Origin of the sequence: Streptacidiphilus anmyonensis (assembly GCF_000787855.1) — a bacterium.
Taxonomy (GTDB): Bacteria; Actinomycetota; Actinomycetes; order Streptomycetales; family Streptomycetaceae; genus Streptacidiphilus; species Streptacidiphilus anmyonensis.
The window spans coordinates 1-10,251 of the sequence record NZ_BBPQ01000088.1 but is presented as its reverse complement, the minus strand read 5'-3'; the positions used below and the strand labels follow the sequence as shown (position 1 = coordinate 10,251).

10 protein-coding genes are annotated in these 10,251 nt (G+C 74.6%); 1 reads left to right on the top strand and 9 read right to left on the bottom strand.

Annotated elements, in window-relative coordinates; translation table 11 throughout:
- From TR50_RS38290 to TR50_RS38275, 4 genes are all read right to left on the bottom strand, one after another.
- A partial coding sequence (locus tag TR50_RS38290) for an acyltransferase (RefSeq protein WP_042433639.1) occupies nucleotides 1–609 on the bottom strand: 609 nt, incomplete at its 3' end.
- Between the two features lie 141 nt (nucleotides 610–750).
- Nucleotides 751–1,521, bottom strand: coding sequence for an enoyl-CoA hydratase family protein (locus TR50_RS38285; RefSeq protein ID WP_042433636.1), 771 nt, complete (start codon nucleotides 1,519–1,521; stop codon nucleotides 751–753).
- A gap of 136 nt (nucleotides 1,522–1,657) precedes the next feature.
- Complete coding sequence (locus tag TR50_RS38280; RefSeq protein WP_042433634.1) at nucleotides 1,658–3,256, bottom strand: ABC transporter permease; 1,599 nt, start codon at nucleotides 3,254–3,256, stop codon at nucleotides 1,658–1,660.
- Nucleotides 3,253–4,173: an ABC transporter ATP-binding protein gene (locus TR50_RS38275; RefSeq protein WP_042433630.1), complete on the bottom strand. Its 921-nt coding sequence runs from the start codon at nucleotides 4,171–4,173 to the stop codon at nucleotides 3,253–3,255. Before TR50_RS38275 ends, TR50_RS38280 begins: the two co-directional genes overlap by 4 nt.
- Before the next feature lie 77 nt (nucleotides 4,174–4,250).
- Between TR50_RS38275 and TR50_RS38270 the strand changes: the two genes are divergently transcribed.
- Nucleotides 4,251–4,811 (top strand): GbsR/MarR family transcriptional regulator, encoded by a 561-nt coding sequence (locus TR50_RS38270; protein WP_063775236.1) that lies wholly within the window; start codon nucleotides 4,251–4,253, stop codon nucleotides 4,809–4,811.
- On the opposite strand, the gene TR50_RS38265 is transcribed toward TR50_RS38270, so the two are convergent.
- The 5 genes from TR50_RS38265 to TR50_RS38245 form a co-directional block, all read right to left on the bottom strand.
- A complete protein-coding gene (locus TR50_RS38265; protein ID WP_042433627.1) occupies nucleotides 4,772–5,437 on the bottom strand; it encodes a response regulator transcription factor in 666 nt (221 codons plus the stop codon). The two genes, TR50_RS38270 and TR50_RS38265, sit on opposite strands and share 40 nt — an antisense overlap.
- A gap of 24 nt (nucleotides 5,438–5,461) precedes the next feature.
- Entirely contained in the window at nucleotides 5,462–6,706 is a 1,245-nt protein-coding gene (locus tag TR50_RS38260; RefSeq protein ID WP_042433623.1) for a sensor histidine kinase, read from the bottom strand.
- 174 nt (nucleotides 6,707–6,880) lie between these two features.
- Nucleotides 6,881–8,086, bottom strand: a complete 1,206-nt coding sequence (locus tag TR50_RS38255) for a geranylgeranyl reductase family protein (protein WP_042433684.1) — start codon at nucleotides 8,084–8,086, stop codon at nucleotides 6,881–6,883.
- Between the two features lie 115 nt (nucleotides 8,087–8,201).
- Nucleotides 8,202–9,035 carry a DUF4184 family protein gene (locus TR50_RS38250; RefSeq protein WP_042433620.1) on the bottom strand — a complete coding sequence of 278 codons (834 nt, stop codon included), beginning with the start codon at nucleotides 9,033–9,035 and terminating at the stop codon, nucleotides 8,202–8,204.
- A 152-nt stretch (nucleotides 9,036–9,187) separates the two neighbouring features.
- Nucleotides 9,188–10,251 (bottom strand): NUDIX hydrolase (locus tag TR50_RS38245; RefSeq protein ID WP_369405811.1); only part of this gene is annotated, 1,064 nt, incomplete at its 5' end.

The following is a 10,251-nucleotide window of genomic DNA, read 5'->3' as shown; positions in this document are numbered from 1 at the left end:
GGGGACGGGTTGGGCGGGCGCGCCCGCCACGACGGTGTTGTCCGGGACGTGTCCGCGCACGACCGCGTTGGCCGCGACGACGACGTTGCGGCCGATGTCCGCGCCGGGCAGGACCACGGCCCCCGTCCCGATCCAGCTGCCCGCGCCGATGCGGACCGGCTGGTTGCGCGGCCACTGCTTGCCGATGGGCAGGTGCGGATCGTCGTAGGAGTGGTTCTGGTCCGAGATGTAGACGCTCGGACCGGTCCAGACGTTGTCCTCGATGACGATCGACTCGTGGCCGACGATGTTGGTGTCCCGGCCGATGACGCAGCCGTCGCCGATGCGGACGACGGGCTCGCCGGAGAGCTTCAGGCCGGGGGCGAAACCCGCCGAGATGGAGACCCGCTCGCCGATGATCGAGTAGCAGCCGATCGCGATGGCGTGCTCGTTGAAGATCGTCCCCTGCGGGAAGGCCAGCTTCGTGAACGCGCCGAGTTCGGCGAAGCGCAGCGGTCCGGGCTGCTCGGCGCTGACCGCGCCCGCCTCCCGCACCCACGTCCAGCCGCGGTGGACCACGCGGGAGGCGAGGCCGCGGCTCCCGCGGCGTATCTTCTCGGCGAACGACATGCGCCTACGTTAACCGGTGGGTAACCGGGCGCGGGGCGAGGTCTGCGTCACAGCCCCGCCCCGCATCCGTCGGTCCGCCTGTCCGTGGGTCCGCCTGTCGGTGGGTCCGCCTGTCGGTGGGCCCGTGGGTTCGTGCGGGTCCTACTCGGTCGCCCAGACCGGCGGGCGGCGCTCCAGGAACGACAGCATGCCCTCGCGCGCCTCCTCCGAGCCGAAGAGCAGCGCGGACTGCGCCACCATCGACTCCCCGTCGCGCTCGAAGACCCGGAGCACGTCGGCGGTGACGAGCCGCTTGGTCTCGGCGAGCCCCTGCGGGCTGGCCTTGCGGAAGGCGTCGACGATCTCCGTCAGGGCCTCCTGCGGGTTCTCGACAGCGTCGGTGATCAGGCCGATCCGCTGCGCCTCCGCGGTCTTGAAGACCGAGCCGGTCAGGTACCAGCGCGAGGCGCCGCGCGGGTCCAGGCGCGGCAGCAGCGGCAGCGAGATCACGGCGGGCGCGAGGCCGAGCCGCACCTCGGTGAAGGCGAAGGTGGAGGCCGGTCCGGCCAGCACGATGTCGCAGGCGCCGAGCAGGCCGAGGCCGCCCGCGCGGGCGTGGCCGTCGATGACGGCGACGACCGGCTTGGCCGACTCCAGCACGCTGCGCATCGCGGTGACCAGGCGGCGCGGGTTGGCGGTCGGGTCGCCGCCGGTGGCCTCGGAGAGGTCCGCGCCGGAGCAGAAGGTGCCGCCGGTGTGCGTGAGCACGACGGCGCGGACGGCCGGATCCTTGCCGGCCTCGGCCAGCCCCTGCTCCAGCTCGGCGACGAGCCGTGAGGAGAGGGCGTTGCGGTTGGCGGGCGAGTCGAGCGTCAGCGTCGCGATGCCGCGGTCGACGGCGTAACGGACCAGCGGCTCTGCGTCGGAGGTCATCGGTGCGTGTCCTTCCCGGGATCGGCCGGCCACGACCCTGTGGCGACGGCGCAGGGCCAGCCTATGCAGCCAGGCACCCGCCCGACAGTGCCCCGTGATCACCACCCGCCGATGGTGACGCGCCTCACCGTGCCGGTCAGCCGATGTCGCGGCGGCGCAGGCCCGCGAGGCCTGTGCCCGCCAGGAGGGCGGAGAGGAGCGTCAGCCACAGCAGCGGGGCCGCGTGGAAGGCGGAGCCCGGGAGCTTGGGGATGTGGGTGAACGGCGTGAGGTCCAGCAGCCACTGACCGGCGTTCAGGGCGGGGCCGAGGTAGGCGATGAAGAGCAGCACGCCCAGCACGCCCCAGGCCGCGCCGGTCCACTGCGGCACCAGCCCGAACAGCGCGACCGTCACGGCCGCGAAGACCCACACCGCGGGCAGCTGGACCAGCCCGGCGACCAGCAGCCTGCCCGTCCAGCTCGGCACGTCGCCGAAGACCACGCCCGCGCCGAGCCCGGCCGTCAGGCCGCCCGCCAGGAGCAGGACGGCGGAGCCGAGCAGCGGGTAGACCAGGTGGCTGCCCGCCCAGGTGAGCCGTCGCACTCCCGACGCGAGCACCGGTTCGGCGCGGCCCGAGGTCTCCTCGCCGCGCAGGCGCAGCGCGGTCTGGACGGCGTAGACGGCGGCGACCATGGCCAGCAGGTTCATCGCGGTGGCCAGGTAGGCGTTCGTCACCTGGCTGCTGCCGCCCATCCGCTGCACGATCTGCTGGACGCCCGCGCTGCTGGAGACCAGCTGGTCCACGCCTTTGCTGATGCCGCCGAGCAGCGCGCCGCCGATCGCGAAGCCGACGGTCCAGCCGAGCAGGCTGCCGCGCTGGAGCCGCCAGGCCAGGCCGAGCGAGCCGCGCAGCGAGGACGCGGCGGCGGCCGGGCCGGGGCGTTGCGGCAGCAGGCCGCCGCCGAGGTCGCGGCGTCCGGCCAGCCAGTACCCGAGGGCGGTCTGCGCGGCGCCCGCCGCCAGCAGCAGGGCGACCAGCCACCAGGCGTTGTCGTCGTAGGGGCGGACCCGCTCGGCCCAGCCCAGCGGGGAGAGCCAGAGCAGCCACTCGGGCCCGTTGCCGCCTGCGGCGTCGCCCGCGGCGCGCAGCAGGAAGGCGAGGCCGAGGACCGCTCCGCCGATGCCGTTCGCGGCCCGCCCGGTCTCGGCCAGCTGCACGGCGACGGCGGCGACGCCCGCGAAGCAGACGCCGCAGCCGAACAGCGCGGCGCCGAAGGCGAGCGAGCCGTTCACCTGCTCGCCGCTCCCGGCGAGGAAGACGGCGGTGATGACGCCGACGACGGCGGAGGCGGTCAGCGCCGTGCCGATGCCGGCGGCGAGCGGCGCACCGCGCCCGATCGCGCCCGCGCCCAGCAGCTCGAGGCGCCCTGACTCCTCCTCGGCCCGGGTGTGCCGGGTGACCAGCAGCACGCAGAGCAGGCCGAGCAGCAGGCCGCCGAGTCCGAGGATCCGCCACGCCGTCAGCGCGCCGATGCTGCCGGTGTCGTAGACCGCCCCGTACAGCGCCCGCAGCGAGCCGTTGTCGTTGATGCTGGTCGCGAGCTGCTCGCGGGAGGAGGTGGTCGGGTAGAGCGAGCGGAAGGAGACGGCCGTGCCGAGGACGGAGGCCAGCAGCGCGTAGATCCAGCAGGCCAGCATGATCCGGTCGCGGCGCAGCGCGAACCGCAGCAGCGGGCCGGTCCCGGTGATGTTCACGACGACCTCACCTCGGCGGCGGCCGCCGGGCCCTCCGGCTCGTAGTGGCGCAGGAACAGCTCCTCCAGCGTCGGCGGACGGCTGGTCAGCGAGCGGACGCCGGCCGCGGTGAGGGCGCGCAGCAGCGCGTCGAGGTGGTCGGTGTCGACCTGGCAGCGCAGCGTGGTGCCGTGCAGCTCGACGTCGTGCAGACCCGGCAGGGCGTCCAGCCCGGTGGGCGGTGCGGCCAGCTCCGCGGTGACGGAGGTGCGGGTCAGGTGGCGCAGCTCGGCCAGGGTGCCGGTCTCGACCGTGCGTCCGGCGCGGATGATGCTGACGCGGTCGCACAGCGCCTCGACCTCGGACAGGATGTGGCTGCTGAGCAGGACCGTCCGGCCGCGGTCGCGCTCCTCGGCGACGCAGGCGCGGAAGACCTCCTCCATCAGCGGGTCGAGCCCGGAGGTGGGCTCGTCCAGGATCAGCAGCTCGGCGTCCGAGCAGAACGCGGCCACCAGGGCGACCTTCTGACGGTTGCCCTTGGAGTAGGTCTGGCCCTTCTTGGTCGGGTCCAGCTCGAAGCGCTCCAGCAGGGCGGCGCGGCGTTCGCGGTCGGCGCCGTTGCCGCGCAGCCGCCCGAGGAGGTCGATCACCTCTCCGCCGGTGAGCCCCCGCCAGAGCGTCACGTCGCCGGGGACGTAGGCGAGGCGCCGGTGCAGCGCGACCGAGTCGCGCCAGGGGTCGCCGCCCAGCAGGGTGGTGCGGCCCGCGTCGGCCCGGATCAGGCCGAGCAGGACGCGGATGGTGGTGGACTTGCCCGCGCCGTTCGGCCCGAGGAAACCGTGCACCTCACCCTGGGCGACACTGAGGTCCAGTCCGTCCAGGGCGCGGGTCCGGCCGAAGGTCTTCACCAGCCCGGACACGTCGATGGCCGTCGTCATGACCCCGACGCTACACTGTCTTCATGAATTCGTGAATATAGGGAATTCACTGAAACGACGGTCGGTAGGGTGATCGCATGACCCCGGATCCGGACGAGTTCCACGCCTACATCGAGCGATTCGCGGGCGTGTTGACCGACACCGGCTTCCCGCGCATGCCCGCGCGCGTCTTCGTCGCCCTGATGACCGCCGACAGCGGCCGGCTCACCGCCGCCGAGCTCGCCGAGACGCTGCGGATCAGCCCCGCCGCCGTCTCCGGCGCCGTGCGCTACCTCTCCCAGCTCCAGCTGGTCGGCCGCGAGCGCGACCCGGGCTCACGCCGGGACCGGTACCGGGTCTTCGACGAGGTCTGGCGCGAGGCCATGCTCCAGCGCGACTTCGTGCTCAGCCGCTGGCAGAGCGCGTTGACCGAGGGCATCCGGCTGCTCGGCGAGGACTCCCCCGCATCGTCCCGGCTCGACGAGTCGCTGCAGTTCTTCACGTTCCTGCGGCGCGAGATGCCCGCGCTGCTGGAGCGCTACTACCGCGAACGCGAGGAGGCCCTGGCGTTGGAAGGGGCCCGGCCCGCCCAGCAGCCCGCTCAGTCCGCTCAGGCCGCTCAGCCCAGCCAGCCCGGCCGGACCAGCCCCGACTCGTAGGCGAGCACCACCAACTGCGCCCGGTCGCGCGCACCGAGCTTCACCATGGTCCGGCTCACGTGCGTCTTGGCCGTCAGCGGGCTCACCACCAGGCGACCGGCGATCTCCTCGTTGGTCAGGCCGAGGCCGACCAGGGCGAGCACCTCGCGCTCGCGGTCGGTCAGCCGGGCCAGCGACGCGGGCTGCTCCGGCTCCTTGGACCGGGCGGCGAACTCCGCGATCAGGCGCCGCGTCACGCCCGGCGACAGCAGCCCGTCCCCCGCGTGCGCGGCGCGCACTGCACGGACCAGCTCCGCCGGCTCGGTGTCCTTGACCAGGAAGCCCGCCGCACCCGCGCGCAGCGCCTCGAAGACGTACTCGTCCAGCTCGAAGGTGGTCAGCACGACGACCTTGACGTCGGCCAGCGCCGGATCCGAGCAGATCTGACGCGTGGCGGAGAGGCCGTCCAGCTCGGGCATGCGGATGTCCATCAGCACGACGTCCGGCACGAGTTCACGCGCGCGGGCGACGGCCTGCACCCCGTCGTCCGCCTCGGCGACGACCGTGACGTCCGACTGGGCGTCCAGCAGCGCGCGGAAGCCGGCGCGGACCAGCTGCTGGTCGTCGGCGAGCACTACCCGGATCATCTGTCCCCTTGATGCCTTGATGTCCTATGCGTGCAACGGTAGTTCGGCGTGGACGCGGAACCCGCCGGACGTGGTGGGCGCGGCCTCGACGGACCCGCCCAGCGCGCTCGCGCGCTCCCGCATCCCGATCAGCCCGCTGCCGCTGCCGCCCGCGCGGGGCCCTCCGGCGGCGGAGGCCGGACCGGGATCCTCCAGGGTGAGCAGCAGCCGGTCGGCGGGCCGGTAGTCGAGGGCCACCTCGGCCGTGCGGGCGGAGGAGTGCCGCAGCACGTTGGTCAGCCCCTCCTGCACGATCCGGAAGGCGGCGAGCCCGACTCCCGGCGGCAGCCGACGCTTCGTCCCCTCGCGGCGGACCGTGACGGTCAGACCGGCCGCCGCCGCCTGCCGCACGAGTTCGTCCAGGCGGTCCAGATCCGGCGCGGGGCTGCGGGGCGCGGCGGGCCCGCCCGCCGTGCCGCCGCCGGGCACGGCGGACCCCGCGGTCCAGCCGGCCGCCGACCCCGTCCCCGTCGCCGTCCCCGGCGCCGCTCCGCTCATCGTCCCGGTCCGCAGCGAGCCGAGCACCTGGCGGACCTCGCCGAGCGCCTGCTTGCTCGTGTCCTTGATGGTGCGCAACGCCGTCCGCGCCTGCTCGGGATCGTCGTCGATCAGCTCCAGGGCCACCCCGGCCTGCACGTTGATCAGCGAGATGCTGTGCGCCAGCACGTCGTGCAGCTCGCGCGCGATGGCGAGCCGCTGCTCGTCGGCGACCCGCGCCTCGCGCTCCTCGCGCGCCAGCCGCCACTGCCGCCGCTGCTCGACGCGCGTCCGCATCAGCTCCGCGGCGGCCACGACCACCAGCAGCCACGCCAGCAGCCCGAGCTCGAGCGGCCAGCTCAGCGCGTGCGTGATGCTGTTGGCCACGACGTGCGCCGCGTAGAGCGTGCCGAGGATGATCCACGCCGCACGACGGCGGCCCGCCATGACCGCCGTCACGTACCCGACCAGCACGCTCAGCACGATCGGCCCGTACGGGTACCGCAGCAGCAGGTACGCCCCGGCGATGGCGGCCGTCCCCGCGAACACCGGCACCGGCAACTGCCGCCGGAACAGCAGCAGCGCGGGCCCGGCCAGCAGCAGCACGTACGCGAAGGTGTCGAGCGGCCGTCCGCTCCAGCTCGTGTGGTGCCGGGCGACCGCGTTCGTCCCGACCACCTGGATGAACCCGATCACGACCGGCAGCACGAAGGGCGGGCGCGGCGGGCGCTCCCCGCGCCGGCGGTATCTCATAGGGGAACGGTATGCCGGATGATCGCCGGTGGCGTCCCCTCGTCGCGGTGGAGTCCCGTACTCCCCCGGGAGTACCGGCGGGAGTACCGGCCGCGGCGTCGGCGGGCCGTCCGCCAACGGACGGTCAGGCCGGTCAGGCCGGTCAGGCCGGTCGGCCGCCGGCACGGAACGCGTTCAGCGGCGGGTGAGGAAGGCGATCGTCTGACGGGCGAAGCCGTACTCGTGGGTCAGCCGGGCGAAGGTGGTGTGCCCCTGGGTGACCCGGGCGAAGGCCCGCCAGGCCGGACGGAACCCGAGGACCGCGGCGTGGAACGCCTGAGGGCGACGCTCGAAGGCGGCGAGCATCCGTCGCCCGACGCGCATCTCCTCGCCGAGTCCGGCGCGGATGTCGAAGGTGTAACCCAGCGCCTCCCGGCGCACCGCGCCCTCGCCGTCCGCGCGGCTCATCCGCGCCGCCCACTTGCCCGCCAGCCGACCGGACCGCAGCGCGTAGCTGATGCCCTCACGGGTCCACGGCTCCAGCAGGCCCGCCGCGTCGCCCGCGACCAGGACGCGGCCACGGAACAGCGGCGACTCCTCCGCACGGCAGCGCGTCAGGTGGCCGGACTCGACGCTCGGCTCGTACCCGGCCAGGCCGAGGCGGGCGATGAACTCCTTCAGGTAGGCGCGCGTCTCCGCGCCCTTGCCGCGCGCCGCGATGACGCCCACGGTCAGGCTGTCGCCCTTGGGGAAGACCCACCCGTAGGAGCCGGGCAGCGGGCCCCAGTCCAGCAGCACCCGGCCGCGCCAGGTCTCGGCGACCGCGGGCGGCACGGGGATCTCGGCCTCGAGCCCGAGGTCGACCTGGTCGAAGACGACGCCGACGTGCGCGCCCACGCGTCCCGCGCTGCCGTCCGCGCCCACGACGGCGCGCGCCCGGACCACGCGGCCGTCCTGGAGGGTGACCAGTGCGAGGCCGCCGTCGGACTCCTCCGGCTGCGTCACGCCGGTGACGGTGACGCCGGCGACCAGCGTCGCGCCCGCCTTCTCCGCCGCCTGGACCAGGCCGTGGTCGAACTCGTCGCGGTTGACGAGGCCGAAGAGCATCCGCTTGGAGCGGCGGGTGCGCTCGTACCGACCGCCGAGCGTGAAGGTGATGGCGTGGACCCGGTCCTTCAGCGGAAGCTGGAAGCCGGGCGGGAGCGAGTCGCGGGACGGGCCGATGATGCCGCCGCCGCAGGTCTTGTAGCGGGGCGGCGCGGCCTTGTCGAGCAGCAGCACGCGGGAGGCGCCGGCGTCCGCCGCGGCGTAGGCGGCCGACGCGCCGGCCGGGCCCGCGCCCACGACGACGACGTCCCAGACGCCACCCAGCTCGTCCAGCCCGTCCGGCCCGTCGAGCACGGCCGGTGCGGCGAGCACCGCTGCGCCGGCGAGCACGTCCGGCTGCACGTCCGCCTGCACGTGCGTCTGCGCGTCCAGCTGCGCGTCCGGCTGCGCATCCGACCGGGTCTCGATGTCATCTGCGCCAGGGCGCTGGTTCTCGCTCACGATCGGTCATATTACTGGCGCGGGTCGAGCGGAGCGCGGACAGCGCCCACCCGGCGAGGCCCAGCGCGGCGCCCGCGCCGCCGCCGAAGGAGACGGCCCCGACGAGGTCGTTCCCCGTCGGCCGCCTGCCCGGGTGCCGCGCCACGTCCCGGCGCAGCCGGTGCGCCGCGCCGAGCGCGGTCGCGGCGGCGACCACGCCGAGGCCGCCCGCGTGTCCCCGGCCGGGCGGCGTCGGCGCAGGTGGGGCGAGTGCGAGCGTCCTGCGGGCGGCGACCCCGAGCACGGCGAGACCGGCGGCGGAGGAGGCCCACTGCAGGGCCTGATAGACCGGCATCCTTCCCCCGATACGGTGACCCAGCGCCGGGTAGTGCCGTTCACCCCAGCGACCGTGATGGGTGAACGCGTCCCAACCCACATGGGTGAACGCCCCGATCGCGGCGGACGCCGCGAACCACGCGGCGTCGGCGGCCCGCAGGTCCCGCGGCTTGCGGGTGGGCGCGGTCAACGCGTCCGCCCTCCCGGCGACGCCGGGCGGCAACAGCGCGACGGTGGGCTCCCGCAGCAACCCGTGCCACGCCGCGACCAGCCCGGCGGCGAGGGCGACGTCGAGCGTCGGCACGGCCCACGCCCGGTGCGTCAGCCGCCCCAGCCCGTAGGTACCGGGCAGCGGACTGTCGAGGAAGTACGGCAGATCCGGCGCCAGCGACCCCGCGACCAGCCCCGAGGCAACCAGCGGCCCACGCCCGCGTCCCGCACGCAACAGCGGCAGCACGGCGACGGGATGACTGAAGGTGAACGGCACGCACCCCATCCTGACAGCTGCCCGCAGAACCCCGCGGTGCGGGTTGACGTAAGACGTGGCGGAGCAGTGATGCGGGCCGCGGCTCGGCGTGGGGTCCGAGCGGAGGCGGGTCGACTCGGATCGTCGCGAACCAGGCCGAAGGCCGTTCCTCCTCAGCGCGGCAGGCCTGCTTCGAGGTAGGCGACGGCGCCCGCGGCGCGCGCGGCGAGGGCCGCGCGGAGGCGGGCGGCCTTGTTCGGGGCGAGGTGGGCGTCCCACTCCGCCGCGGGGACGAAGCGCCAGCCGCGCAGCTCGGCGGCGGGGAGGGTGAGTCCCGCCTGCTCCGCGGGGTCGAGCACGCCGCCGTCGAAGACGAGGCGGAGGCCGCCGGAGCGGGGTCCGCGCTTGGGCTCCCAGTCGACGACCAGCAGCCGGAGGTCGTCCGCGTGCAGGGTGACGCCCAGTTCCTCCGCCGCCTCGCGGACCGCCGCCGCGGTGGGGGCCTCCCCGGTCTCGACGACGCCGCCGGGGAACTCCCAGCCCGGCTTGTAGACCGGGTCGACCAGCAGCACGCGGTCCGACTCGTCGAAGAGGAGCACCGCCGCCGCGACGGTGTCGCCGGCCGCGACGGGGTCCTGAACGATCGGGACGCGTGCCGCGCCCGCGCGGAGCAGCGAGCGGACCTGCTCGGCCGCCTGGCGCGGCGTCAGCTCCGCCGTGTCGACGAAGGCCGCGTCGTCCCGGAGCCAGGGCAGCGCCTCCGCGTACACGTCGAGGTGGGCGAGACGCCACTCGCGTGCCCCGGCCTCGACTCCGTCGGCCTCGATGCGCTTGCGCAGAACCGTTTCCTCAGCGTGGAGGACGAGGTGGTGCACGTCGATGCATCTGGACGCGAGCGCCCCGAACATCTCGTCCCGGTAGTCCTGGCGGTGCAGCGCCATCGGGACGAGCAGCGGGACGTCCTCGCCGAGTTGGGCCTGGAGCGCGGCGAGGGTGTCGGGCACGAGGCGACGCCAGGCGAGGAGGTCCTGGTAGTCGCCGAGCCCCGCGAGCCGCTCGGGCGGGAGGAGGCGGTCCCGCAACAACGTTCCGACCTCCTCGGGGTCGAAGACACGGGACCCGGGGATCAGCTGCTGGAGCTCGCGCGCGGTCGTGGTCTTGCCGGCGCCGAACGCGCCGTTGAGCCAGACGATCACATGTCCCCCACCGGATTCGCAGCTGGACGGCCTGCCTGATC

Bases quoted from the DNA above. Each gene is read 5' to 3' on its own strand.
- TR50_RS38285 (WP_042433636.1), bottom strand. From the start codon at position 1,521: ATGACCTCCGACGCAGAGCCGCTGGTCCGTTACGCCGTCGACCGCGGC.
- TR50_RS38275 (WP_042433630.1), bottom strand. From the start codon at position 4,173: ATGACGACGGCCATCGACGTGTCCGGGCTGGTGAAGACCTTCGGCCGG.
- TR50_RS38270 (WP_063775236.1), top strand. From the start codon at position 4,251: ATGACCCCGGATCCGGACGAGTTCCACGCCTACATCGAGCGATTCGCG.
- TR50_RS38265 (WP_042433627.1), bottom strand. From the start codon at position 5,437: ATGATCCGGGTAGTGCTCGCCGACGACCAGCAGCTGGTCCGCGCCGGC.
- TR50_RS38260 (WP_042433623.1), bottom strand. From the start codon at position 6,706: ATGAGATACCGCCGGCGCGGGGAGCGCCCGCCGCGCCCGCCCTTCGTG.